Here is a 23,730-nt window from a genome sequence, read left to right on the forward strand (position 1 = left end):
CGGAGCAGCTCCATGGAAATTTTTGTTCGCAAACCGGTTCTTTCGCTGGTGATCTCACTGTTGCTCGTATTGGGTGGACTTTACGCGACGACCAAAGTCCCCGTGATCCAGTTTCCGGTCATTGAGAGTTCAGCCCTGGAAATCACGACCAACTACACAGGGCTTTCCGCCGAAGTCGTGCAGGGTTTCATAACCGACCCGGTGGAACGGGCCGCAATGAGCATATCGGGCGTGGATTTTGTCGACTCCAAAACAGTGGCAGGCCGAAGCACCGTAACAGCCTGGCTCAAACTGAATGAGGACAGCACGGACGCACTCGCTGAACTGACTGCCAAACTCAATCAGATCCGTTCGGATCTTCCAACCGGTGCCGATGATCCCTTTATCGAGCTGAAGCGTGCAGATCGAAGTGCGGCCGCATTCTACTTGTCGGTCAAATCAGACTATTGGGAACGCCATGAAGTCACCGATTATCTGAACCGGAACGTCATCCCGACCTTTTCCTCGATCGAGGGTGTTCAGCGTGTCGGAATTGAAGGCGGACGCAATCCCGCTCTGCGCATCTGGCTCGATATGACACTCCTGACCGGCTACAACCTGTCTACCCAGGACGTCCTGCTTGCTTTGCAGAACAACAATCTTGTCGCCGCGATCGGCAATGTCGAAGGTGATCGGCAAAAGCTCAACATCATCACGAATGCAAGTCTGCAGAACGAACAGGACTTCCGCGACCTTGTTGTCAGGGATCAGGGTGGCTTCATTCTGCGTCTTTCAGATATCGCCCGAGTTGAGATGGCCGAGGAACCAGGCACAATCGACGCCAGGGACAATCAGGAACAACGGGTTTTTCTCTCTGTCTGGCCGCTGCCCGGAGCCAATGAGATTTCCATCGGCGATGAGTTGTACAAGCGTCTTGTGACGGTGAACAACGCTCTTCCCGCCGGAATGGAAATCAACATCGTCTACGATTCCACCACCTACATGCGCAGCGCCTTGATGGAGATTTTCAAAACACTGGTCGAGACGGTGCTGTTGGTCGGCGGTGTCATTCTTTTGATGATGGGCTCGGTTCGGGTGGCACTGGTTCCGCTGATCGCAATCCCGATCTCAATCCTCGGCTCTATCGCCGGAATGATGGTCATGGGCTTCACGCTCAATCTTCTGACGATCCTGGCCATTGTGCTTTCAGTTGGCCTTGTCGTTGATGACGCCATCGTCGTGGTCGAAAATGTTGCGCGGTACAAACGTCAGGGCAAGTCACGTCTGGAAGCGGCATTGCTGAGTTCACGGACGCTTTTCCAACCGATTGTGGCCATGACATTCACGCTCGCAGCCGTCTTTGTCCCAATCGGATTTGTCGCCGGTCTCTCCGGAGCCCTGTTCAAGGAATTCGCTTTCACAATGGCAACCGCCATTGCCATCTCCGGAGTCGTCGCAGTGACGCTTTCGCCGATCATGAGCGCCTATGTGACGACCGACAAGGGGCATGAGCCATTTATGGCCCGGATCGTCAACAGGGCGTTCGACAGGCTGAGCAGCGGTTACGGACACTTGCTCAGAAGTCTTTTGAACTGGCGTTGGCAGATCATCACCTTTGCCTTGGTTTTCTCACTCCTGATGGTTCCGTTTTACCTGTTCTCGGCCAAGGAACTTGCCCCTGTGGAAGATCAGGGAAACATCAACGTCGTCATCAATGCCGCACCGGGCAGTTCCCTGGACTCAGTCAATGAAGGCATGAACAAGCTCGTTGATCTCGGTTTGCAGCTCCCTGATGCGGAAGAGTTCTGGCAAATCCTGACCAAGGATGGTGGGTTCGGTGGCATCAGTTTCAAGAACTTTTTCGATCGCGAGCAAAACGTGAAGGAGATCTTGCCCCAGTTTTACGGACTGCTTGGTCAGGTCGGGGAATTGAAAGTCCTTCCCTTTCTCGGGTCTGCCTTGCCAACGGCCGGTCAGTTCGATGTCGAGATGGTGATCAAGGGTCCAGGTGACTATGAGGAATTGCAGCAGCTGACCTACCAGTTTCTCGGTGCGGGCTTTGAAAGCGGAAAGTTTCTCTTTGTCGACACCGACCTGAAGGTGGACTTGCCGATCATCAGACTGGACTATGATCACGAGCGGATGGGAGATCTGGGGTTGACCAGTTCGCAGATCAGCAACCAGCTTTCCTTCATGCTTTCAGACAGATACCTGAACCGTTTCGATGCAAAAGGCAGAGCCTATCAGGTCATACCGATGGCGAAGCAGGACATCAGGCAGAACCCTCGCGAGTTGGAAAAACTGTCCATTCGACTGAATGACGGCTCGTTCGTTCCGCTCGGATCAATTGCAAAAGTATCCATTGCGGCGAGTCCCCGACTTCTCGGCAAGTTTGATCAGCAGCGGGCCTTTCGGATCTTCGGCGCCGTGGTCCCCGGCACGACAAATAGCGAAGCGCTGGCATTTCTGGAAAAGGCAGCCGAAGACATTCTCCCCCCTGGCTACAGTGTCGACTATGCAGGTGTCTCACGGCAGCTGAAACAGGAAGGCAACAGCCTGATCGTGGCGCTCATGTCTTCACTGGCTCTTGTGTATTTTGCCCTCGCCATCCAGTTCAACAACTTCCGGATACCGCTGATCATTCTTCTGGGTTCGGTGCCGCTTGCCCTGTCGGGCGCTCTGATGTTTGCGTTTCTGGGGCTGACTTCGATCAACATCTATTCGCAGATCGGCATCATCACGCTGGTGGGTCTGGTCGCCAAGAATGGCATTCTGATTTCCGAGTTTGCCAATGTGCTGTTCGAGCAAGGAAAAAACCGAGTGGACGCGGTCATAGAAGCAGCGCAGTCTCGCCTGCAGGCCATTTTGATGACAACGGCTGCAACCGTTGTCGGTCACATCCCGCTGCTTCTTGTCGAAGGGCCTGGAGCCGAAGCCAGAAACAGCATCGGCATCATTATTGTCGCGGGCATGGTGGTCGGAACCTTCTTTACCCTGATCGCTCTGCCCTTCATTTATCTCCTGTTCAGCCCTTCAGGCAGGAAAGATGAGCAGGTCGAAACCTCCAGCGAAAGCGCGCTTCAGGGAGGGTGATCAGTTCCTCCGTTGTCCACCCGGCGTTTTTGCGACATAAAGCCTTTCCCGCAGGTTCATTCGGATTTGAAATGACCCAAATCCCTTTGACGCAAACTCGGCGCCGGGTGGACACCTTTCGGTCGAACCGGCACTTTTGTTGTGTTCCCAGGTGGTTGAGCCTGGATCGGTTCGTCTCGGAAAGGACTTTCGTGTCTCGTTACAAGAAACTTGATCCGGATCTTCTGCTCGATGCCGCCGAAAGCGTCATCATCAATGAAGGTGCGCATGCGATTTCCATTGGCACGGTCGCGGCGGCAGCCGGTGTCACCAAAGGCGGCATCCAGTCCAATTTCGGAACCAGGGAAAAACTCATCGAGGCGCTGTTCAATCGATGGGGCATTGCGCTTGACGACAGGATTGAACAGATCCGCAAGACCATGCCGGAAGACGCGGACCCGCTCGACATCTTTCTTGAAGCCAACTGGCAGCACCATCTTGAGAACCCCAAGCAAGATGCCGCGATGATGTACCTGTTGACGCAGAGCTCCGAACAACGCGAGGCTGCGCGGGAATGGATCTCTGACAAACTAGAAAAGTTGTCACTAGGCAAAGAAGACGGCAAACGGCGGCGCCTGAGGTTCATCGTTTTTCAGGCGCTCATCGTCATGAAGTCGATGGAACTGGCCCCGTTCTCGAAAACCGAGTGGCAAGAGATCTTTTCTGAAATCAATGACCTGCTCGGCGACCAAAAGACCTGATCCGAGTGCGGATTTCGCCCTTTGCCGAGCGTTTCACCGGAACAGCAAACTTCCTTCAACCACCGCCCGTCAGGTCCTGCATGGTTTCGCTGCCTTCACATGATCTTCGGACGTGGTCCTTAAGCATTTTCTCGAAATCGAGTGCTGCTTTTGCGGGTTCCGTACGCCTTGAATATAGAAGACCGAAGGTCATCCAGCGTTCCGGAATGATCGGAACCGTCTCGACCTGCTCTCTGAAAGGTTGGGCGACCATTTCGTCCGCGATCGTGATGCCGCCACCGGCGGCAACGAGAGAACAGGCAAATTGCGATGATGAAACTTCAAGGCTGCGCTCCGGCATGATGCCGGCGGAGTGAAACATATCATCGAGCTGTTCCCGAAGCAGCAGGCCCGGCATGAGCCTGATGACTGTCTCGTTTGCCAACATTTCCGTAGTAACGGCATTTTTCCCTGTCAGCCGGTGTTTCCTGGGAAAAATGGCAAGTGCACGTACGCGCAGCAAAGGAACAGTCCGGATTTCTGGATGTCTTACCGGTAAGGCGCCGATGCCGATGTCGTATTCCTGCCCCGCCAACCACTTGCCGGCCTCCCGTCTTGCCCGCAAGTCCACGCTGATATTCACATCCGGGTTCTTGCGGGAGTATTCGACCACAACAGGCGCGGAAAGATACTGCGCGATCCGGGGCATCGACACGATGCGCAGTTTCTGGGATCTGCCGGCGCGAATTTCGTCTGCGATCCTCCTGACCTCATCGAGATTGTCGAGGATGCGTCCTGCCTCGCGATAGAATGCAACGCCTTCCGGTGTGGGAGACAGGCTGCGTCCGCTACGATCGAACAACTCGAGTTTAAGTTCGGCTTCCAGGCCGGAAATCAGGCGGCTGACGGCTGGTTGGCTGAGATGCATCAGTTCGGACGCGGCGGCAATCGTTCCCTCGGACAGCGCATACCGGAAAGCACGCAACGCTTTGATGTTCATCGCCACATCCTTACATTTTTCGCAAGATATAATAACATAATTGCAATTTTTGCAACGAACTCCAACTGGTACGATTGATCATCGCTCAGGGAGGAAAGCGCATGAAACGCAGAGATCTTTTCAAGGCGGCCCTTGCAGCCGCATTTGTCGCCGTCAGCAGCACTGCAACAGTCGCAGCGGACTGGCCCAAACGCCCGATAAACCTGGTCGTTCCCTACAAGGCCGGCGGTGGTACCGATGCCTATGCTCGCGCCATTGCAGCCGCGGCCAAGGATGTGCTCGACGTTCCGGTCGTCGTCGTCAACAAGGCGGGATCCGGTGGTCTGAATGGTGCGAATGCCGTGGTAAGAGCACGCCCGGACGGCTACACGATGATGATGACGTCGGGCGGTTCGTTCCTGCTCTCCACGATGACCCGTGACACCGACATCGACGCTCTGGAGAGTTTCGACTTTGTCGCCCAGGTGGGACAACTCAGAACCTCCTTGATGGTTCCGGTCAGCAGCCCGTTTCAATCGGTGCAGGATGTCATCGACGCGGCCAAGGCAAACCCGGGCTCACTTCGTTGGGCGCATTCCGGGCGCGGGGGTTTCCACCACGTAGGCGGCCTCGGCTTTCTCGCCAACAACGGCATCGAAGCCCAGGATGTCCCGTTCAAGGGCGGTGGCCCCACCCGTGCGGCGCTCATAGGCGAGCAGGCTGATTTCGGTTTTCTGGGCGTGCAGCAGCACCGCGGATTTGAAGACCAGCTTCGTGCGCTTGCCGTCAACAGCCAGGACCGCGACAGTGTCATGACTGAAGTTCCGGCCTTTGGTGAGCTCGGCATCCCGTTCGCGGCGGTCTCTTCTCCGGTGATTGTGTTCGCTCCCAAAGGAACACCTGCGGAAATCGTGTCTGCAATGGAAACCGCATTGGCGGAAATCGCGGCCAAGCCTGAGTTTGCGCAGCTTCTGGCAGAGCGTGGCACAGGCCCGGTCTACGCTGCGGGCGCAGATGCCAAGGCTTCACTTTCTGCAATGAAAGCGGATGCCCAACCGCTGGTCAACTCACTTTCAAACTGACTGTCTGGCGGGCCGAAACGCAAGAGATCGGCCCGTCCGACATCTGCAAGGAAAGCAAACCGTGGTGCCGGGACTGTCCCGGTCCAACAAGCTCAGTCCATCAGGAAGGAAGCGTCATGAAGGACATGATTGAAGGCCTGGCGTTGCTCTTGCTGTCTCTTGTCGCCTTGTGGGGAGCCTGGCAGGTTCCCCAGGCTGCACCGGGCGAGACCTGGGCAGGTCTGGTTCCATTCGGCGCGGCTCTCGCATTGCTTGGCCTTTCGCTTCTGCTTGTTACTGGTGGTTTGCGAACAGCGTCCAACGGTCAGGAAATCGACAATCAACAATCCGCGGCTACAGGAACTCGTGAAATTCTCACGCTTTTCCTGATCGCACTCATCTACCAGCAATCGTTCCGCTGGTTCGGCTATCTCCTGCCGACCGCGATCGCAGCGCCGGTCGTGCTGTATCTGTTCGGCGTCCGCAATCGTGCGGGCCTGGTGACCTCCGTCATTCTTTGCCCGCTCGTCTTCCACATCATCTTCTTCGAGTTGCTCGGTGTCTTCCCGCCCTACGGCGAAGTCTTCGACCTGCTCGACGTCATTCGGGGATAGGCAAATGGAAATCTTTCCCGCTCTTCTCTCGGTGATCACCGACCCTGTTCTGCTCTTTGCCATTGTCCTGGCTGCAGCTGTCGGAATGATCGTCGGTGCAACCCCAGGCCTCACGGCATCAGCCGCCATTGCAATGCTGCTACCGATCACCTTCTACATGCCACCGCTTTTTGCTCTCGCATTTCTGTACGTGATCGGGAAGTCCGGACGTTATGGCGGTTCGGTCGCGGCAATCCTGTTCAACACGCCCGGGACGGCAGCCAGCGCTGCGACACAGATCGATGGGTACCCGCTGGCCAAGGCGGGAAAGGCCGGAAAGGCGATGAAGGTCGCAACGATTTCGTCCGTTATCGGCGATTTCATGGGTGACATCATGCTTGTCGTCGGCGTCGGATTCATTGCGGCCCTTGCGTTGAAACTCGGCCCGCCGGAAACCTTTGCCATCTATTTTGCCGCTTTTGTCGTCATCGGCTCCGTCATCGGCAAGTCGATCGTCAAGGGCATGATTTCCGCAGTGCTGGGCATTCTGGTCTCCATGGTCGGTCTCGATCCGATCACCGGTCAGGAGCGCTTCACGTTCGGTTCCTTTGAACTTAGCAATGGCATTGGACTGGTGCCGCTCATGATCGGGGTCTTCGTTCTGGGCGAAGTCTTCGCCCAGTTGGAGGAACGCAGTAAATCCAGCGGCGAAGTTCGCGAAAACACCAGCGCCCCAGACGGTCATTCGCTCACATATGAAGAATACAAACCCTGCATTCCGCATGCGATACGCGGTGGTTTCATCGGCGCCGGCATCGGTGTCCTGCCCGGGCTCGGGTCAGCCATCGCTGCATTCATTTCCTACGGAGAAGGCAAGCGGCGGGCAAAGAATCCGGAAATGTGGGGCAAGGGTGCACTTGAAGGTGTCGCCGCTCCGGAAGCAGCAAACAACGCTGTCTCCGGCCCGTCCATGGCACCCTTGCTGACACTTGGCATTCCCGGATCAACGATCGGCGCCATCCTCCTGGGTGTCTTTCTCATTCACGGCATTCAGGTTGGACCAACCTTGTTCCTGACGGACCGGGAGCTCGTCTATCAGCTGTTTGCCTGCGGCATGCTTGGGATCATCGCCTACGGTCTGATCGGCTATTTCGGAGCAAGCCAGGTTGCCCGGGTCATTCTGAAAATCCCGGCCTCCGTACTTTATCCATTGATCTTCCTCACAGCTTTCATTGCCGCTTATTCAGCGAGGGGCTCTCTCTTCGATGTCTCCGTGATGACGTTTGCCGGCTTCGCCGGCTGGCTTATGCGCAAGTTCGAGTTCAACGTTGCGGCCTTCGTGATCTCTTTCGTGCTGGCCAAGGGCGCGGAGGAAACCTTCCGGCAATCGCTTCTGATGTCCGACGGCGGCATTCTCATCTTTGTCGAACGGCCGATCGCAACCGGGTTCCTGCTGCTCGGCATTCTGGCCATGGCCGCGCGCATCCGCGCAATCATGCGCGAGCGGAAAGTCGTTTCCGGAGAGCTGGAAGATGCTTAGTTACGACCTATACAAAGACTGCTTGTCGACCGAAACCATGCGAAATATCTGGTCGGAAGCCGAAACGATTGCCAGTTGGCTACGCGTGGAACAGGCGCTGGCACGCGCACAGGCAGATCATGAGCTCATACCTCAGGAGGCTGCGGACCGGATCGGGGAGATCGTGCCTGCGCAAATCGATGCAGAAGAGCTCAAACAAGAGATGATGCTTGTCGGACGCCCGATTGTCGGTTTGGTCAGGCAACTGAAACAGCTGGTCGGAGACCATGCCGGACGAGTTCATTTCAGGGCGACCACACAAGACATCATGGACACGGCACTTGCGCTGCAGATGAAGAGCGGTCTGTCAGATGTCACCACTTCTGTCCTTGCGATCATCGCCTTGGTTGAACATTCCATCGAAAAATACGGTTCGGCTGAAATCATCGGCCGTACCAATGGACAGTACGCAGTGCCTGTTCAGCTGTCCTTGAAGTTGACCCTATGGCGGGAAGAACTTGCGCGCCGTCTCGAAGCAATTGAGCAAGCCGCGGATCGTGGTCTCAATGTCCAGATTGGCGGTCCGGTTGGCGATTTGCGGGGGTATGAAGCCTCGAAGGGAATGCACATCAAGCAGGCGGTCGCGAAACATTTCGGTCTCGGCGTGATCACCCCTCACTGGCAAAACACACGGGACGGGGTTTTCGACGTGACCAACGCTCTCGGATCCTTGTGCGCCACACTTTGCAAGATTGCTCACAACATCAATCTGTTGGCTTCTTCTGATATCGCCGAGGCTTCAGAACGTCATACGAATGGACGCGGGGCTTCTTCCGCCATGGCACACAAGCGTAACCAGCGCGCATCGGAGTTTGCAGAAGCGCTTGCGCGGCTCGGCAGACAGCGCACCGAACAGATGGGGGAGTTGACGCTCCATCAACATGAACGTTCCGGTGGTGTCTGGATCGGTGAATGGCTTTTGGTACCTGAGATCTTCCTTTTGACCGCTGGTGCCTTGCACTGGACCACACTCATGTTCAGCGGACTTCAGTTTCACACAGATCAGATGCAGGATCGCATCCGGGAATTTCAGAGCTCGAAATTGCCGGCGAATGCGACCCCGGGACACTGATCCCCAGAGCTTGCACCTGAAGGTGCGAGCGGACCCGTTTGTGCCGCCGGTTTTCTGGCCGGTTGTCATCTGCAAACGTGCTGGTGGTGTTGAGCAATTCTCACACCAGATTTCCTTTCCGTGAAAACAGACACCTTGAAGCCCACTCTCCCGCCCCGTAAAAGGGATGGAAACGGGACAGGAGTGGGTCCAGAAAATGATCGGCAAGATTTTCAAGTCTCTATTCGGCTCATCCGAAGAGGGCAAAAGCGCGTCCAAAAGCACTGTCGTCGTATACGACGACTTTCAGATCATCGCGGAACCGCAGCCATCGAACGGCCAATGGCAGGTCGCCGGACGGATTGAAAAGCAGTTTGGGGAAACGACCAAGACTCATCGCTTCATCCGCGCCGACACATTGCCCGGCGAGACAGACGCGGCCAACGAGATGGTTCGCAAGGCCAAAATGATGATTGACCAGCAAGGCGATAGGATATTCGATTGAGGTCAAGCATGAATCGGTGGCTCTGACCGCTGTTTCTTGCCTCTAATCTGGACGATGGAGCACGATACCATTGCCAAATGCCCTCGGCCTTGGGTATTTGACGCTCTGGTCTGCAGTCCGAATTTTGAAAGCCGATATGACACGACAAGTTGTTCTGAGTCTGCCCAACATTTTGACTTATGGGCGCATCCTGGCGGTTCCGGCTGTCGCGGCCTGTTTTTACTTTGAAGGCACCACTCCCCGCTGGATCGCTTTGGGTCTGTTCGTTGTTGCAGCCATCACCGACTTCTTTGACGGCTATCTTGCCAGGGCCTGGCAGCAACAATCCGCACTTGGACGCATGCTTGATCCGATCGCCGACAAATTGCTCGTTTCCGTTTGCCTTCTCATGCTGGCGGGCGACGGCACGATCGGCGGGTGGTCCATGATCGCCGCAATCATCATCCTGTGTCGTGAAATACTTGTTTCCGGCCTTCGGGAGTTTCTCGCCGAGCTTCAGGTCAGCGTTCCCGTCACGCAATTGGCGAAGTGGAAGACGACCGTGCAGCTGGTGGCCATTGCCTTTTTGCTGGCAGGCCCTGCAGGTGACACGATCCTTCCCTTCACGACGTTGATGGGACTGGTTGCACTTTGGCTTGCCGCCACACTTACACTATATACGGGTTACGACTACTTCCGGGCCGGAATTGGCCACCTTATTACTGAATAGGTGCCGGATCGGGATTACTGGTCGATACCTTGCAGCCGCATCATTGAGGGGTCTCATGAACATCCGCTATTTCGCCTGGGTTCGCGAACGGGTTGGCGTTGAAGAAGAAGAACTGGAAATTCCGGGTGGCGTCAAAACCGTGGGTGATCTGATCACTCACTTGAAATCGCTCGACGAAAACCACGCTGCTGCTTTCGAGGAAGAAGAAGCCATCCGGGTAGCTCTCGACCAGGTTCATGTGGAAGCTGACGCAGACCTGGGCAACGCAAGAGAAATTGCGTTTTTCCCGCCGATGACAGGTGGCTGACAGATGTCGGTAACACCGCTGGTCCGAGTTCAAAGTGAAGATTTTGACGCCCAGGCAGAAGCTGCCCGACTGACCGAAGGTCGCAAGGATGTCGGCGCAATTGTCAGCTTCACAGGTTTGTGCCGTGACGAATCCGGCACGCTGAGCGCCCTTGAACTCGAACATTATCCCGGGATGGCCGAAGCCGAACTGACCCGCATTGCCAGCGAGGCAATCGACCGCTGGCCACTGACAGGTCTAACGGTTGTTCACCGGTTCGGCAAAATTCCTCCGGGAGAAAACATCGTTCTTGTCATTGCAGCTTCGTCACATCGCCGCGCTGCGTTCGAAGCGGCGGACTTTCTGATGGATTTTCTGAAGACCCGTGCTCCCTTCTGGAAGAAGGAACACCTGGTTTCCGGTGACAGCAGCTCCTGGGTCGAAGCCAAGTCCGTTGACGACAAGGACGCCGAGCGCTGGCTGAAATCGGGATCCACCGATTAAGTTTTTCAGCCGCCGGTCGAAAAGCCCGGCTATACTGCAACTTCTCTCTCCGCCCGGGCACCGATGCGATGCGACTGGGCCTTGCCTCTTTGAAAAGGTCCCCAACTGGTGAAACACACAAGCGATTCAACTGGTTCATTTGCCGAGGCTCCGGCAGATAGACGAGCCACTTCGGATGGCTACAGCGAAACGGTAAGGGACCCGGGCATTCCCTTTGCAGAATTCGTGACGATCATCGCCATGATAATGGCGCTGAACGCCATGGCAATCGACGTGATGCTCCCCGCCCTGCCCGCAATCGGCGACGCACTGGAAATCGTCGAAGAGAACAATCGCCAGCTCATCCTTCTCTCCTACCTTATCGGCTTTGGTGGCGGGCAGCTGTTTTTCGGGCCCATCACCGATGCCATGGGCAGGCGCAAGGTCATGACGGGAGGACTGGCGCTTTACAGCATTGCCAGTGTCGCAGCCGTGTTTGCGGCAGATCTTGACCAGCTTCTGATCGCCCGTATTCTTCAAGGTGTCGGCTGCGCCGCGGCGCGTGTCGCTGCCCTGTCCGTTGTGCGGGACTGCTACACCGGCCGCCGCATGGGCAAGGTCATGTCACTGGTCATGATGGTCTTCATGGCCGTACCGGTCATCGCACCGTCAATCGGACAGGCAGTCCTTATCTTTGCCGGCTGGCCGTGGATCTTCACTCTACTGCTGCTTTCCGGCGTTGCCATGCTGGTGTGGACCGCCGTCAGGCTGCCGGAAACCCTGGCGCCGGCAAACCGTCGACCGATGGTTCTTTCCAAGATCATCGGCGCCTACAAGATGGCGCTGACGACCCGGGTCAGCCTTGGCTACACGGTCGGCACCGCGTTCATCTTTGGCGGTCTTTTCGCGTTTCTCGCCATGTCGCAGCAGATCTTTGTCGATGTGTTCGGGCTCGGAACCCTGTTCCCCATCGTTTTTGCAGCCATCGCAATTGCCATGGCTATGTCTTCGTTTACAAACGCGCAACTGGTCGAAGCAATCGGCATGCGCAGGCTCTCGCATGGCGCAACCGTCCTCTATACCGGCCTTGGCTTCCTGCTTCTGCTCATGCCATTGCTTGGTCTTGAGAACTTCTGGACATTCATGATCCTGACCTCCCTGGTCATGATGTCCTTCGGCTTCATGGGGGCGAACTTCAATGCCATGGCCATGGAACCGCTTGGCGCAATCGCAGGAACCGCTTCATCCGTGATCGGAACCATAAGCACACTTGGCGGAGCGATCCTTGGATACATCATGGGTCAGCTCTTTGACGGCACCACCCTGCCTCTGGGTCTCGCCTTCACGGTCTATGGGCTCTGTGCCATCGGATGCATTCTCTTTGCAGAACGCGGCCGCATGTTTCATGCCCTGGAACGAACCGGTTCACCGGACTAATTCCGGACTTCCGCTACCGATAGGCGGGCAATCGAAAACGAAACAAAAAAGGCGGGCAATTTTGCCCGCCTTTTTTATTCAACCAATGGCGCCCGTTCAGCCAGCCGCCGCCTGAAGTGCCGGGGTATTCGGCCTGACAGCTGCGTCGTAGTCTTCCATCAGCGTCTTGATGATGTCACCAACCACAAACTGTTGACCGGCAATCTCGGACACAGGCGTAACCTCGGCGGCCGTACCGGTCACGAAGCACTGTTCGAAGCTGGCAAGTTCATCCGGCATGATGGCACGCTCGATCACTTCAATACCGCGATCCTTCGCAAGACCGATCACGGTGCGGCGGGTGATGCCGTCAAGGAAGCAATCCGGCGTCGGAGTATGGATCTTGCCGTCCTTGATGAAGAAAACATTGGCACCGGTGCATTCAGCGACCTGGCCGCGCCAGTCCAGCATCAGTGCGTCCGTGTATCCCTTGGATTCGGCCGTGTGCTTGGAGATGGTACAGATCATGTAAAGGCCTGCAGCCTTGGCTTTGTAAGGGGCGGTTTTCGGATCCGGACGGCGATACTCCGCCATGTCCAGGCGAATGCCCTTCAGGCGCTCTTCCGGAGCAAAATAGCTCGGCCATTCCCAGGCGGCAATTGCCAGGTGAATGGTGTTGTTCTGCGCCGAAATGCCCATCATTTCGCTGCCCCGCCAAGCGACCGGGCGAATGTAGGCGTCCGTCAGCTTCATCCGGGCCAGGGTTTCTTCCTTGGCAGCGTTGATCTGTTCGGCAGTCCAGGGAATCTCAAACCCGAGCATGCGGGCGGATTCAAGCAGGCGCTCAGTGTGCTCTTCGGATTTGAAAATTCGTCCGCCGTAAGCCCGCTCACCTTCAAACACGCTGCTGCCGTAGTGCAGACCGTGGCTCAGCACGTGAAGCTTTGCGTCAGACCACGGCACGAAATTGCCGTCGTACCAGATGTCACCACTGAGCTGATCAAAAGGCGTTCCAGCCATCTTTCATCTCCCGCTCGCTCTTTGAGCGAATATTGTTTTCCTGTAACAGAGGTGAATGACGCCAAAGACTTGCGCCAATATCCCCGCTGTATTTTTTGCACAGCACGCCAACTATCGGTATCCTGATGACCGCAGCGGCGACGATTGGATTCGTTTAACATCTGATGCCTAATAATGCATCAAAAAGACCGATCATTTCGCCTGCGGCTGCTAACAAGTAACAATCGACCAGAATTAAGTCAATATGACTGACGTAAATTTCAAACCAGTTGTTCCACCCGTTACCGGTGACCGGAACAATGCCGGAGACAGGCTCGACGGAACCGGGGGCGAGGAGTCGCTTCCCTACGACCTGATCGAGCTTCTGTTTTTTGCATATCGCGATTTCACCAAGGATCCGGACGACGTCCTGGCCGAGTATGAATTCGGCCGGGCTCACCACAGAGTGCTCCATTTTGTGGACCGGAACCCGGGTGTGATGGTTACGGATCTCCTCGGGATATTGAGGATCACAAAGCAAAGTCTCGGCCGGGTGCTGAAACAGCTTGTCGACGCTGAAATCATTGAACAGCGAGAAGGTCATCACGACCGGCGGCAGCGGCTGCTGTACACCACGGAACGCGGCCATGCCTTGGCTGTGGACCTGACGCGTCTGCAGCAAAAACGCCTTGAACGCGCCCTAATTGGAATGCCAGATGGCAGCGAGGAAATCGTTCGCCGGTTTCTGCTGCAAATGATCGATCCGGCTGATCATCCCGATGTTCTGAAGCTGGTTCGCAGTCCATTCGATTTGAAAGACTAACCCTTGCTCGCCCATAGGGAAAAGTGGCCAAGATGACTGTTCAGGTGCCTGACGACAACGCCAATCACATTCTCCTGGTTGATGACGACAAGCGGATCAGGGATCTGCTTTCCAGGCTTCTGAAAGAGAACGGATTTCGAGTTTCGACAGCAGCCAATGCAGCGGAGGCGCGCACTTGCCTGTCAGGTCTCGAATTCGACCTGATCATATTGGATGTCATGATGCCAGGAGAGACCGGCCTGGAACTGGCCGCGTCCCTGCGCGAAGACTCGCAGGTTCCTATCCTCATGCTCACGGCAAGATCGGAAGCCCCGGACCGGATCGCTGGTCTTGAAGCAGGCGTCGACGATTATCTTTCCAAGCCGTTTGAACCGCGCGAACTCATGCTGAGAATTGCTGCGATCCTCCGTCGCGGCAATCTGCAACCTGTCATCATTTCCGAAGAAATCCACTTCGGACCGTTTTCATACAACGCTTCCAGAGGGGAGTTGAAGAACGGTGAAAGTCTGGTCCGGCTGACCGACCGCGAAAAACAGATCCTGTCGATTTTCGCTGAGCAGCCAGGAGCAACCGTTCCCAGGCACAAGATCGTCGGTGACGACAGCGGCCTCGGCGAGCGCACCGTTGACGTTCAAATCAATCGCCTCAGGAGAAAAATTGAAACGGATCCGGGAAACCCGATCTACCTGCAGACGGTCCGGGGTATCGGCTACCGGCTTGCTTGCGATTAAGTTGAGCGCATATGGCGGATCTTGAAGCTTTTTTCCAGCGCTTTCCTCTCGCAACTCCACTGAAACCGCTGCACCGCGTATACCGGTTCGTTTCTCATTTGATGTACCGGGTGATGCCTAAAGGGCTGTTCACTCGAACCTTCCTGATCATCGTCGCGCCGATCGTGATCCTGCAGTCGGTCCTGGTCTTCGTGTTCATGGAACGGCATTACCAGCTGGTATCCCGTCGCATGTCGGAAGCTGTTGTCAGGGAAATTGCGGCTCTGGTTTACGTTCTGGAGAACTATCCGCAAGACGCCCAGCACGCCAAGATCGAGGAACTTGCCTCCCGGGCTCTTGGCATGTCGCTGACTGTCCTTCCCCTGGAGCCTCTGCCACCACCTACGCCGAAACCATTTTTTGACGTCATTGACCAGGAATTGAGTCTCGCGATCAGCCGGAAGATCGGCAAACCGTTCTGGATCGACACCGTAGGCCGGTCCAGGTTTGTCGAGATCCGCATTCAATTGCAGGACTCCATCCTCAGGATCTTCACCCGTCGCAGCCAGACATATGCCTCCAACTCGCACATATTCCTCGTCTGGATGTTTTCGACATCTCTGGTGCTCGTTGTCATCGCGCTCTTGTTCCTGCGCAACCAGATACGCCCGATCATCAGGCTGTCTGAAGCAGCCGAAGCGTTCGGCAAGGGACGGCCGGTGGAAAATTTCCGCGCCAGCGGTGCGCGTGAGGTACGACGGGCCAGTCTGGCTTTCATTGACATGCGACGGCGTATCGAGCGTCAGATCGAACAGCGCACAACCATGCTTGCCGGCGTCAGTCACGATCTCAGAACCATCCTGACCCGTCTCAAACTTCAGATCGCCTTCTTGGGCAACTCGCCGGAAAGCGAAGCCATGCGCAAGGATGTGGACGAGATGAGCCACATGCTGGAAGACTATCTCGCCTTTGCGAGCGGCGACGGCGATGAAGACATCCAGAAGACCGACATCGCCCTTCTTCTGGAAGAACTGGAGGAAGAAGCGGAAATCTCCGGACATGCAGTGACGACGTCGTTCGATGGACCAGCCGAAGCGGAAGTCAGAAGACTGTCCCTGAAGCGGTGCTTGTCGAACCTTGTCACCAATGGCTGCAAATACGGCAACAGGGTCGAGGTCGCAGGCAAAATTGAGCGCGATTGGCTGATCGTGACTGTCGATGACGACGGTCCGGGCATTCCGGAAGACCAGCGCCAGATCGCCTTCCGTGCTTTCCACCGGCTTGACCTTGCCAGGAACCAGGACGAAACCGGTAGCGGACTGGGGCTTGCCATTGCACGCGACATCGCACGCGCTCATGGGGGTGATCTTTACCTGGAAGACAGCCCGCTTGGTGGTCTGAGAGCCAAACTTCGGATACCGGCTTAGTATTCGGCTTGCATCAACCTAGTAGAGCCGTCCACCTATCGGCACATCCTTGTCAGGCGTCAGCAATATGACCTCGCCGTCCGCGTCAGGCACTCCCAGGGTCAGCACTTCCGACATGACGGGACCGATCTGGCGTGGCGGGAAATTGACAACTGCCATCACCAGACGCCCGACCAGTGTCTCCGGCGTGTAGTGCCTGGTGATCTGTGCCGATGTTTTCTTGATGCCGATATCGGGACCAAAATCGATCCGCATCTTGTAGGCAGGCTTGCGCGCTTCGGGAAATACCTCGGCTTCGACAATACGGCCAACGCGGACATCCACTTTCAGAAAATCATCAAAACCAATCTGGTTGCTCATGAAATCACCCTCTTAATTTGGCGAGCGACCATGAAGTGTCTGAAATTTCAATGCAAGCGGGATTTGCAGTTATGCTCCTGCAGGGGCTTCTCCTCCATAACCGTCGTCATCACCGATGTCGTTCTCCCGGTGACTGCGGCCACGGCGCCGTTTTGAGGCTTTCCTGAGGACAGAGCGGAAGCCTTTGGCAACCTTTTCCAGACCGTCGATGCGCTTCATGAAGGATGTTCCCTTGTCCAGCTCCTTGTCGAGCCGGGCCATGGTACGTGGCATGCCTTCATCTTCTTCATCAAGCCAGACATCGACAACGCGGGCAAAAGCGATCGAAAGCCCTTGAGCTATGATGCCGGCCCTGAGACCGGAAACATCGATCCCCGCTGCAATCAGCATCCATTTCTGGGACCGGACTTCCAGACGGTTGAAATCAATGGCTAGCGCCGGATCCCGGCGGGCTGCCTTGTGCAATGCGCGCACAGCGTCCTTGTACTCCGCCAAAGCATCAATTCGCGTCATCAGAATGTCGAAGAGACGATCTCTGGCGGGCTGATCGCCGAGCTCCTCGTCACGCTCGTCGAGCACTTCGGTGTCGATCCTTTCGGCAAACGCAGCCACCAGCGCCAGCTTGGACGCATAAGCTCCGCGCATGTCGGACAGTTTGACCTTTGCCTTCTCTGCAATCAGCGGCAGAGAAACGTCCTCGTAAGGATGCTCGGCCAACAGATCCAAAAACGTCTGAAGGATCTTCTGCCTGGTCTTTGCAGTTGCCATAGAACGATCTCCAATATCCCTTTGAAAAGAAACATAGGAGACCGGGAATGCGGCGAAAAGGGTGACGCTCCGCCGCAGACCGGAAAAATGCTTTATTCCGCCAGTTCCTTCGCCCTTTTCACGGCGGCGGCGACTGCATCGCTCATTACCGGCTGCAAACCTTCTGCATGCATCAGCACATCCAGGGCAGCCGCCGTCGTACCATTCGGGCTGGTCACATTCTGACGGAGAATGGAGGGATGTTCACCGGACTGGTGCATCAGCTCGCCGGCGCCGCACACGGTGGCAACTGCCAGCTCATGCGCCAGTTCTTCCGGCAATCCGGCAGCCTTTCCGGCTTCACTGAGGGCTTCGGCCAGGTAGAACACATAAGCGGGACCGGAGCCGCTGACACCTGTAACCAGATCTATCTGGTCTTCAGTGTCCAGCCAAACCACCTTACCGACGGCAGAGAGCAGCTTGGCGACGTCTTTCTTTTGCTCATCGCTTACGGTTTCCGTCGGATAGACGGCCGTGATGCCCCGTTTCACCATGGCTGGCGTGTTGGGCATGCACCGGCAGATCGGGACGTTCCCGAAATAGGACTGGAATTTGGAAACCGCAGTCCCTGCGGCAACCGACAGAACCAGTGTGTCCGGTGCGACAGCGGATTTCACACCCGGCAGAACCTGATCCATCAACTGCGGTTTTACCGCGATGAGAACAATCCCGGCGGTGAGATCTTCAGGCACTGAGGTGACATGGCGAATGCCATGCTGTTTCAACAAGGCGTCCATCTCTTCAGACAGACGCGGATCACAAACGGTGATGGCAGCGGGATCAATCCCCTCCGCCATCCATCCTGATAACATCGCCCCACCCATCTTGCCGGCTCCGACAAGCAGAAAGGGCCGTTCTTTGGAAAAACTCATGCTTCCCCTGCGGTTTCAAACAAGGCCGAACTCATCGCCTCCGAAGCCGAGTGCCCGGCCCAAACGACGAATTGAAAGGCTTGATAGAAACGCTCGCAGTTTTCAAGTGCATTTGTCAGCATGGCTTCAATCTGTGCCGATGAAGCCTCCGCACCGCCCGTCAAAAGCAGTGACTGGCGGAACATGATCACGTTCTCTTTGTGCCAGAGGTCGAAATGCCCCATCCAGAGCTGCTCGTTGACAAGCGCCAGAAGACGGACGATCTCGGTTTTGCGGGGTTCCGTCACCTTGAGGTCAAAGGCGCAGGCAAGATGCAACGCCTCGACTTCTTCCATCCAGGAGAAGGAGACATGATAATCGCACCAGCTCCCGCCGAGAGAGATGGTAATTTCATCCTCGTCCGACCGTTCAAAGGTCCAATCGTTCAAGGCTGCGACTGTTTCGATTGTGTCAACGGGGTTGCCTGGACGGTCGAACTCGATCTCGATGAGGCTCATGGTGCCTTCTCCCCTTCCGAGCCGGGGCCGAGTACCCGATCAGGATAACCGGGTGGGCCGCCGGGAAATTTCCCATGCCGGAGGAGCAACACGCATCCTTTGTTGGCCCAATGAGCGAACTGGCTCCGCCTTGCTCCGACGAATCCCTGTTATCATTGAGTATAGGATCAGGAATGATTTAAGCGATACATACCAAGGGGAACGAAAAAGCCCAAACTTGTGGACGACTCAGCGGGAAAATTCATCACATTGCTCAAAATCACTGCAATTCCGCCAAGTCTATCCGTCGTATTTCTGTCATTAACAATTAACAGAAATCAATCAACTCAACGTCAACCGGACGACATCAGGCGTCGCCGGCATCCGCAGAATTACCATTTTCCAGTTTGGCGAGTCGTGATTCGAGTTCTTCGACCTTGTCGAGCGCACGCACCGCCATTTCCTTGACTGCCTCATGCTCTTCGCGCGAAACCACGTCCATCTCGGACAGGAAGCGCTCGGCCTGAGCTCTGAAAGCGGTTTCCACTTCACGGCGCGCGCCTTGGGCAACTCCGGCAGCGTCGGTCATTAGTTTGGCAAAATCATCAAGTAGCCGGTTCGGGCCTTGGGTCATGTGACCCTCCTTCGTCAGGATTAAGAATTGATACTTGAGAGGTATGAGGGATTTGTCTCAACTTCAAGGTCCAATCGCGCCGCACCCCTGATTGAATCTCTTGCTTGACGGACGACCAAAGATCGCGCAAGCGTTGCCCCGCAATTCAGCCCGCCTTTCGCGGAAAAAGCACAAAAGGACTTACAGTGCCGCCATTACTCGTCCTGCCGTTTCCGGCGATCGACCCGGTCATCGTCGAAGTAGGTCCGCTCGCCCTTCGCTGGTATGCCCTGGCCTATATTGTCGGTATCATTCTTGCGTGGCGATACATGCGGGCATTGATACTCAATGAAAGTCTCTGGGGCAGTTCCTCCCGGCCAACATTGGCCGACATGGACGACTTCGTGCTCTGGGGAACCCTTGGCATCATTGTCGGCGGCCGTCTCGGCTATGTACTTTTCTACAATCCTGCCTATTACCTCGCCAATCCGGGCGAGATGCTTGCGGTCTGGACAGGCGGCATGTCCTTTCACGGCGGCTTTGCGGGCACGGTCATCGCCATGGTCCTCTTTGCCTGGCGGCGGGGGCTGTCCATCTGGACCCTGTTCGATCTTGCCGGTTGCGCGGCGCCGATCGGCCTGTTTTTTGGACGCGTAGCAAATTTCATCAACGCTGAACTCTGGGGAAGGCCGACTGACGTTCCCTGGGCCTTTGTTTTTCCAGGGGCCGGCCCGGAACCCCGCCACCCCAGCCAGCTCTATGAAGCTGCCCTTGAAGGTGTCGTCCTGTTCCTCGTGCTTCGGCTGTTGAGCAACAGGTTCATGCTCCTGAAAAAACCCGGTTTCCTGGCCGGTGCCTTTGCATTCGGTTACGGAGTGGCGCGATCCATCGCCGAGCTCTTCCGGGTGCCTGACGCTCACATCGGTTATCTGAGCGGCTTCTTCACCATGGGCATGTTGCTCTCGCTTCCGATGATCCTGGCAGGACTGGCCGTCATGATCTGGGCCTCGAACCGCAATCCCGAGGCAGCCGCCCAGTGACCGACCTGAAGGACAAGATCAAGGCTCGGATTGCCAATGATGGGCCGCTCACGGTCGCCCAGTTCATGTCCGTCTGTCTGTCTGATCCTGACGCTGGGTATTACACGACCCGCGAGCCTTTCGGCAAAGATGGCGATTTCATCACGGCTCCCGAAGTCAGCCAGATGTTCGGCGAACTGGTCGGAGCTGCTCTTCTGTCCGCCTATGAAGCATTGGGGTCGCCCAAGCAGTTTGAACTGGTCGAATTGGGCCCCGGTCGCGGAACGCTGATGTCGGATCTCCTGCGCATGGCTTCATTGCGACCGCCCTTCTTGCAGGCCGCCAGATTGAACCTGGTCGAAATGAGCCCGAGGCTCCGCGCCATTCAGAAAAAAACACTTACCCGGTTTGCCCTCAAGCCGGAATTCCGAGATGGTTTTCGCGATGTTCCGGACGGTCCGCTCATTCTTGTCGCCAACGAGTTTTTTGACGCGCTGCCAATCCACCAGTTCATCAGAACAACCGAAGGATGGAAGGAACGGCAAATTGGGCTGGACCGGAGCGGAGAACTCTCCTTCGGAGCAGGCACAGCAAGCCTCCCGGAGGAGGCAGTACCGCAGGAATTTGCCCAAAGTCCGGAAGGAACGGTTTTCGAAACCCAGCCTGCATCCAATGCGATTGCCGAGGAAATCGGTGCCAGGCTGGCGGCGCGGGGCGGTGTCGCGCTCATCATGGACTACGGCTACCTGAAAACGGCGCCGGGAGACACGTTGCAGGCGCTTTATAAGCATGCATATGACGATGTTCTCTCTCATCCGGGCGATGCCGATCTGACAGCGCACGTGAATTTCGAAGCGCTCGCGGCAGCAGCCCGTCGCAGCGGAGCCTCGCCACTCCCTCCCCTGTCGCAGGGAGAGTTTCTGTTGCGCTCCGGCCTGCTGGAGCGGGCCGGTGTTCTGGGGACGGGAAAAACGCACCAAGAGCAGGAAACAATTCGCGACGCGGTGGAACGCCTTGCTGCTCCCGACCAAATGGGAAACCTGTTCAAGGTTCTGGCGATAACGGGCAATGGAGAAGTGTTTTCACCGTTTGACAGTGCTGCCTGAAGTCCTCAAGGATCGTTGCTTGAAAAATCGAATCGCACTCCTTCGGAGATCGGTATGAAAATTGAAGCGGATGCACTGAAGCTGGACGGCATTCGTCATGGCTTTTTCACCCGGCAGGGTGGTGTCTCGAGCGGCATATACGAGAGCCTCAACATCGGGCTCGGTTCCGATGACGAGAGAGACATGGTGCTTGAAAACCGGGACCGCGTGGCAACCGAACTCGGCGTCGCGCCGCAAATGCTTGTCTCCCCCTATCAGATCCACTCGCCGGACGTGATCTCACTGGACGGCCCATGGGAAGAAGACGCCAATCGCAAAGCCGATGCCCTGGCAACGAACATGCCTGGACTGGCGATCGGCGTTTCGACGGCAGATTGCGGGCCGGTGCTTTTTGCGGATCCCGAAGCCAGAGTTCTGGGCGCAGCTCATTCCGGCTGGAAAGGCGCCATATCGGGCGTGCTGCAGAACACGGTTTCCGCAATGGAGGGTCTGGGGGCTGACAGAAGTCGCATCGTTGCGGTTCTCGGGCCAACGATCTCCAGAACGGCGTATGAAGTCGGCCCGGAGTTCCATGAACGTTTTGCCGAGGCTGATGCTGAAAACACCCGTTTCTTCGGCCCTTCCGAACGTGAGGGACACTACATGTTCGACCTGCCGGCCTTCATCACTGGCAAGCTTTCAGAGCTCGGCCTTGGTCAGGTGGTCAACCTGGGCATCTGCACGTATGACGACGAAGGACGGTTCTTCTCCTATCGGCGCACCACTCATCGCAACGAGCCGGACTACGGCCGCCAAATCAGCGCAATCGCACTAGACTAAGGACACCTCATGGCACTGCATTTTTCAGACGCTGAATTTGAAAGCCGCTTCGAGAAGCTGAAGGCGGCCATGGAAGCGGAAAAACTGGACGCCATGCTCCTGTTCGCTCAGGAGAGCATGTACTGGCTGACCGGATACGACACATTCGGATTCTGCTTCTTTCAGTGTCTCGTTGTTACCAAAGAAGGTGAAAAGGTCCTGCTGACCCGATCTGCCGACCAGCGTCAGGCCAAGCACACTTCCAACATCTCCGACATCCGGGTCTGGGTGGACAGAGGCTCGGCCAGCCCTGTACTCCAGTTGAAGGAAATGCTCTTCGACATGGATCTTCTGGGCAAGAAGATCGGTATCGAATACGACACCCACGGCATGACAGGCAAAATCGGCCTGCAGATAAATGCCGAACTCACGACATTTGCCGATATCAGTGACGCATCCCCGCTCATTCCGGCATTGCGGGCGGTCAAGAGCCCGGAAGAAATCGTCTATGTCCGCAAAGCAGCCGAACTGGCCGACAAGGCCTTTTATGCCGCGATGGACGAAATTGGTCCCGGAGCGGATGAAGGCCGCATTCTTGCGGCCATGCAGGGCGCGATTTTCGAAGGTGGCGGCGACTATCCCGGCAACGAGTTCATCATCGGCTCTGCCGAGGACGCACTTTTGTGCCGATACAAGGCAGGCCGCCGGACCTTGTCGGCTCAGGATCAGATCACTCTGGAATGGGCCGGCGCCTACCGGCACTACCATGCAGCCCTCATGCGGACCGTGGTGGTCGGCGCTCCGAGCGATCGGCATCTGGATATGTATGCAGCCGCGCGCGACGCCCTTGCAGCAGTCGAGACGCAACTGGTTCCGGGCAAAACCTTCGGAGACATTTTCGATGCTCATGCCGAGCGCGTGGACGCCCATGGCATGATGCAACACCGGTTGAATGCCTGCGGTTACTCTCTGGGAGCACGCTTTACACCGAGCTGGATGGACACACCCATGGCCTACAAGGCCAACCCGGCGGAAGTGAAGCCGAACATGGTGATCTTCATGCACATGATTCTCATGGATTCGATCACCGGAACCGCCATGACCCTCGGCCAGACTTACTTGACCACCGAGACCACCCCGGAGTGCTTATCCAAGCTGCCTCTCGACCTGCCGGTCAAGTCAGGCTAAACCATGATCAACTTCGCGGACCGGCGTCTTCTCCGGCATCCCAGCCAGCTGGTCCGCACCCAAGACGAATTTGACCACC

General features: G+C 56.4%; 25 protein-coding genes. 18 read left to right on the top strand and 7 right to left on the bottom strand.

Annotated elements, in window-relative coordinates:
• Positions 1 to 12 precede the first annotated feature (12 nt).
• Together ABLO27_RS18875 and ABLO27_RS18880 are read left to right on the top strand one after the other, a co-directional pair.
• Complete coding sequence (locus tag ABLO27_RS18875) at positions 13 to 3,072, top strand: efflux RND transporter permease subunit (RefSeq protein WP_353034694.1); 3,060 nt, start codon at positions 13 to 15, stop codon at positions 3,070 to 3,072.
• Positions 3,073 to 3,263: 191 nt separating this feature from the next.
• A complete protein-coding gene (locus ABLO27_RS18880; RefSeq protein WP_353034695.1) occupies positions 3,264 to 3,812 on the top strand; it encodes a TetR/AcrR family transcriptional regulator in 549 nt (182 codons plus the stop codon).
• A gap of 55 nt (positions 3,813 to 3,867) precedes the next feature.
• Here the strand turns inward: ABLO27_RS18880 and ABLO27_RS18885 are convergent, their stop codons facing one another.
• On the bottom strand, positions 3,868 to 4,791 hold the full coding sequence (locus ABLO27_RS18885; RefSeq protein WP_353034697.1) for a LysR family transcriptional regulator: 924 nt from the start codon (positions 4,789 to 4,791) through the stop codon (positions 3,868 to 3,870).
• A gap of 101 nt (positions 4,792 to 4,892) precedes the next feature.
• Here ABLO27_RS18885 and ABLO27_RS18890 point away from each other — a divergent pair, with 101 nt between their 5' ends.
• The 9 genes from ABLO27_RS18890 (at position 4,893) to ABLO27_RS18930 (ending at position 12,474) form a co-directional block, all read left to right on the top strand.
• Positions 4,893 to 5,852, top strand: a complete 960-nt coding sequence (locus ABLO27_RS18890; protein WP_353034699.1) for a tripartite tricarboxylate transporter substrate binding protein — start codon at positions 4,893 to 4,895, stop codon at positions 5,850 to 5,852.
• Positions 5,853 to 5,968: 116 nt separating this feature from the next.
• Positions 5,969 to 6,445, top strand: coding sequence for a tripartite tricarboxylate transporter TctB family protein (locus ABLO27_RS18895; protein ID WP_353034700.1), 477 nt, complete (start codon positions 5,969 to 5,971; stop codon positions 6,443 to 6,445).
• A gap of 4 nt (positions 6,446 to 6,449) precedes the next feature.
• On the top strand, positions 6,450 to 7,964 hold the full coding sequence (locus tag ABLO27_RS18900; RefSeq protein WP_353034702.1) for a tripartite tricarboxylate transporter permease: 1,515 nt from the start codon (positions 6,450 to 6,452) through the stop codon (positions 7,962 to 7,964).
• Positions 7,957 to 9,075 (top strand): lyase family protein, encoded by a 1,119-nt coding sequence (locus ABLO27_RS18905; RefSeq protein ID WP_353034704.1) that lies wholly within the window; start codon positions 7,957 to 7,959, stop codon positions 9,073 to 9,075. The genes ABLO27_RS18900 and ABLO27_RS18905 overlap by 8 nt, the downstream gene beginning before the upstream one ends.
• A gap of 196 nt (positions 9,076 to 9,271) precedes the next feature.
• The gene (locus tag ABLO27_RS18910; protein WP_352940748.1) at positions 9,272 to 9,559 is read left to right on the top strand and encodes an HlyU family transcriptional regulator; all 288 of its coding nucleotides are present in this window, start codon (positions 9,272 to 9,274) and stop codon (positions 9,557 to 9,559) included.
• A gap of 136 nt (positions 9,560 to 9,695) precedes the next feature.
• A complete protein-coding gene (gene pgsA / locus ABLO27_RS18915; RefSeq protein WP_353034705.1) occupies positions 9,696 to 10,268 on the top strand; it encodes a CDP-diacylglycerol--glycerol-3-phosphate 3-phosphatidyltransferase in 573 nt (190 codons plus the stop codon).
• 55 nt (positions 10,269 to 10,323) lie between these two features.
• Positions 10,324 to 10,575 (top strand): molybdopterin converting factor subunit 1, encoded by a 252-nt coding sequence (gene moaD / locus ABLO27_RS18920; protein WP_353034707.1) that lies wholly within the window; start codon positions 10,324 to 10,326, stop codon positions 10,573 to 10,575.
• A 3-nt stretch (positions 10,576 to 10,578) separates the two neighbouring features.
• Entirely contained in the window at positions 10,579 to 11,058 is a 480-nt protein-coding gene (locus ABLO27_RS18925; RefSeq protein WP_353034709.1) for a molybdenum cofactor biosynthesis protein MoaE, read from the top strand.
• A 108-nt stretch (positions 11,059 to 11,166) separates the two neighbouring features.
• Positions 11,167 to 12,474 (top strand): multidrug effflux MFS transporter, encoded by a 1,308-nt coding sequence (locus ABLO27_RS18930; RefSeq protein ID WP_353034710.1) that lies wholly within the window; start codon positions 11,167 to 11,169, stop codon positions 12,472 to 12,474.
• Between the two features lie 96 nt (positions 12,475 to 12,570).
• Here the strand turns inward: ABLO27_RS18930 and ABLO27_RS18935 are convergent, their stop codons facing one another.
• On the bottom strand, positions 12,571 to 13,473 hold the full coding sequence (locus ABLO27_RS18935) for a branched-chain amino acid aminotransferase (protein WP_353034711.1): 903 nt from the start codon (positions 13,471 to 13,473) through the stop codon (positions 12,571 to 12,573).
• 244 nt (positions 13,474 to 13,717) lie between these two features.
• Between ABLO27_RS18935 and ABLO27_RS18940 the strand changes: the two genes are divergently transcribed.
• Genes ABLO27_RS18940 through ABLO27_RS18950 form a run of 3 tightly spaced genes read left to right on the top strand, consistent with a single transcriptional unit; the run spans position 13,718 to position 16,412 of the window.
• Entirely contained in the window at positions 13,718 to 14,275 is a 558-nt protein-coding gene (locus tag ABLO27_RS18940) for a MarR family winged helix-turn-helix transcriptional regulator (protein ID WP_353034712.1), read from the top strand.
• A 32-nt stretch (positions 14,276 to 14,307) separates the two neighbouring features.
• Positions 14,308 to 15,006 (top strand): response regulator transcription factor, encoded by a 699-nt coding sequence (locus tag ABLO27_RS18945; RefSeq protein WP_353034714.1) that lies wholly within the window; start codon positions 14,308 to 14,310, stop codon positions 15,004 to 15,006.
• Between the two features lie 11 nt (positions 15,007 to 15,017).
• Positions 15,018 to 16,412, top strand: coding sequence for an ATP-binding protein (locus ABLO27_RS18950; RefSeq protein WP_417714806.1), 1,395 nt, complete (start codon positions 15,018 to 15,020; stop codon positions 16,410 to 16,412).
• A gap of 18 nt (positions 16,413 to 16,430) precedes the next feature.
• Here ABLO27_RS18950 and ABLO27_RS18955 read toward each other — a convergent pair whose 3' ends face one another.
• The 5 genes from ABLO27_RS18955 to ABLO27_RS18975 all read right to left on the bottom strand — a co-directional run bounded on the left by ABLO27_RS18955 (position 16,431) and on the right by ABLO27_RS18975 (position 19,561).
• Complete coding sequence (locus ABLO27_RS18955; protein ID WP_353034716.1) at positions 16,431 to 16,772, bottom strand: tRNA-binding protein; 342 nt, start codon at positions 16,770 to 16,772, stop codon at positions 16,431 to 16,433.
• A 69-nt stretch (positions 16,773 to 16,841) separates the two neighbouring features.
• Positions 16,842 to 17,540 carry a TetR/AcrR family transcriptional regulator gene (locus ABLO27_RS18960; RefSeq protein ID WP_353034718.1) on the bottom strand — a complete coding sequence of 233 codons (699 nt, stop codon included), beginning with the start codon at positions 17,538 to 17,540 and terminating at the stop codon, positions 16,842 to 16,844.
• A gap of 92 nt (positions 17,541 to 17,632) precedes the next feature.
• Positions 17,633 to 18,451 carry a pyrroline-5-carboxylate reductase gene (gene proC / locus ABLO27_RS18965; RefSeq protein ID WP_353034719.1) on the bottom strand — a complete coding sequence of 273 codons (819 nt, stop codon included), beginning with the start codon at positions 18,449 to 18,451 and terminating at the stop codon, positions 17,633 to 17,635.
• Positions 18,448 to 18,948 carry a YbjN domain-containing protein gene (locus ABLO27_RS18970; protein WP_353034721.1) on the bottom strand — a complete coding sequence of 167 codons (501 nt, stop codon included), beginning with the start codon at positions 18,946 to 18,948 and terminating at the stop codon, positions 18,448 to 18,450. Before ABLO27_RS18970 ends, proC begins: the two co-directional genes overlap by 4 nt.
• Positions 18,949 to 19,294: 346 nt before the next feature.
• The gene (locus tag ABLO27_RS18975) at positions 19,295 to 19,561 is read right to left on the bottom strand and encodes an accessory factor UbiK family protein (protein WP_353034723.1); all 267 of its coding nucleotides are present in this window, start codon (positions 19,559 to 19,561) and stop codon (positions 19,295 to 19,297) included.
• Between the two features lie 185 nt (positions 19,562 to 19,746).
• Between ABLO27_RS18975 and lgt the strand changes: the two genes are divergently transcribed.
• Genes lgt through ABLO27_RS18995 form a run of 4 tightly spaced genes read left to right on the top strand, consistent with a single transcriptional unit; the run spans position 19,747 to position 23,651 of the window.
• The gene (lgt, locus tag ABLO27_RS18980; RefSeq protein WP_353034725.1) at positions 19,747 to 20,580 is read left to right on the top strand and encodes a prolipoprotein diacylglyceryl transferase; all 834 of its coding nucleotides are present in this window, start codon (positions 19,747 to 19,749) and stop codon (positions 20,578 to 20,580) included.
• Entirely contained in the window at positions 20,577 to 21,665 is a 1,089-nt protein-coding gene (locus ABLO27_RS18985; RefSeq protein WP_353034727.1) for a class I SAM-dependent methyltransferase, read from the top strand. Before lgt ends, ABLO27_RS18985 begins: the two co-directional genes overlap by 4 nt.
• 54 nt (positions 21,666 to 21,719) lie before the next feature.
• Complete coding sequence (gene pgeF, locus ABLO27_RS18990; RefSeq protein ID WP_353034729.1) at positions 21,720 to 22,484, top strand: peptidoglycan editing factor PgeF; 765 nt, start codon at positions 21,720 to 21,722, stop codon at positions 22,482 to 22,484.
• Positions 22,485 to 22,493: 9 nt separating this feature from the next.
• Complete coding sequence (locus ABLO27_RS18995; protein ID WP_353034731.1) at positions 22,494 to 23,651, top strand: M24 family metallopeptidase; 1,158 nt, start codon at positions 22,494 to 22,496, stop codon at positions 23,649 to 23,651.
• Positions 23,652 to 23,730 lie beyond the last annotated feature (79 nt).

Origin of the sequence: Roseibium sp. SCP15 (genome assembly GCF_040329435.1) — a bacterium.
Classification (GTDB): domain Bacteria; phylum Pseudomonadota; class Alphaproteobacteria; order Rhizobiales; family Stappiaceae; genus Roseibium.

Coding starts and splice junctions, on each gene's coding strand:
- ABLO27_RS18875 (WP_353034694.1), top strand. CDS start 13: ATGGAAATTTTTGTTCGCAAACCGGTTCTTTCGCTGGTGATCTCACTG.
- ABLO27_RS18885 (WP_353034697.1), bottom strand. CDS start 4,791: ATGAACATCAAAGCGTTGCGTGCTTTCCGGTATGCGCTGTCCGAGGGA.
- ABLO27_RS18890 (WP_353034699.1), top strand. CDS start 4,893: ATGAAACGCAGAGATCTTTTCAAGGCGGCCCTTGCAGCCGCATTTGTC.
- ABLO27_RS18895 (WP_353034700.1), top strand. CDS start 5,969: ATGAAGGACATGATTGAAGGCCTGGCGTTGCTCTTGCTGTCTCTTGTC.
- ABLO27_RS18900 (WP_353034702.1), top strand. CDS start 6,450: ATGGAAATCTTTCCCGCTCTTCTCTCGGTGATCACCGACCCTGTTCTG.
- ABLO27_RS18905 (WP_353034704.1), top strand. CDS start 7,957: ATGCTTAGTTACGACCTATACAAAGACTGCTTGTCGACCGAAACCATG.
- ABLO27_RS18910 (WP_352940748.1), top strand. CDS start 9,272: ATGATCGGCAAGATTTTCAAGTCTCTATTCGGCTCATCCGAAGAGGGC.
- pgsA (WP_353034705.1), top strand. CDS start 9,696: ATGACACGACAAGTTGTTCTGAGTCTGCCCAACATTTTGACTTATGGG.
- moaD (WP_353034707.1), top strand. CDS start 10,324: ATGAACATCCGCTATTTCGCCTGGGTTCGCGAACGGGTTGGCGTTGAA.
- ABLO27_RS18925 (WP_353034709.1), top strand. CDS start 10,579: ATGTCGGTAACACCGCTGGTCCGAGTTCAAAGTGAAGATTTTGACGCC.
- ABLO27_RS18935 (WP_353034711.1), bottom strand. CDS start 13,473: ATGGCTGGAACGCCTTTTGATCAGCTCAGTGGTGACATCTGGTACGAC.
- ABLO27_RS18940 (WP_353034712.1), top strand. CDS start 13,718: ATGACTGACGTAAATTTCAAACCAGTTGTTCCACCCGTTACCGGTGAC.
- ABLO27_RS18945 (WP_353034714.1), top strand. CDS start 14,308: ATGACTGTTCAGGTGCCTGACGACAACGCCAATCACATTCTCCTGGTT.
- ABLO27_RS18950 (WP_417714806.1), top strand. CDS start 15,018: ATGGCGGATCTTGAAGCTTTTTTCCAGCGCTTTCCTCTCGCAACTCCA.
- ABLO27_RS18955 (WP_353034716.1), bottom strand. CDS start 16,772: ATGAGCAACCAGATTGGTTTTGATGATTTTCTGAAAGTGGATGTCCGC.
- ABLO27_RS18960 (WP_353034718.1), bottom strand. CDS start 17,540: ATGGCAACTGCAAAGACCAGGCAGAAGATCCTTCAGACGTTTTTGGAT.
- proC (WP_353034719.1), bottom strand. CDS start 18,451: ATGAGTTTTTCCAAAGAACGGCCCTTTCTGCTTGTCGGAGCCGGCAAG.
- ABLO27_RS18970 (WP_353034721.1), bottom strand. CDS start 18,948: ATGAGCCTCATCGAGATCGAGTTCGACCGTCCAGGCAACCCCGTTGAC.
- ABLO27_RS18975 (WP_353034723.1), bottom strand. CDS start 19,561: ATGACCCAAGGCCCGAACCGGCTACTTGATGATTTTGCCAAACTAATG.
- pgeF (WP_353034729.1), top strand. CDS start 21,720: ATGAAAATTGAAGCGGATGCACTGAAGCTGGACGGCATTCGTCATGGC.
- ABLO27_RS18995 (WP_353034731.1), top strand. CDS start 22,494: ATGGCACTGCATTTTTCAGACGCTGAATTTGAAAGCCGCTTCGAGAAG.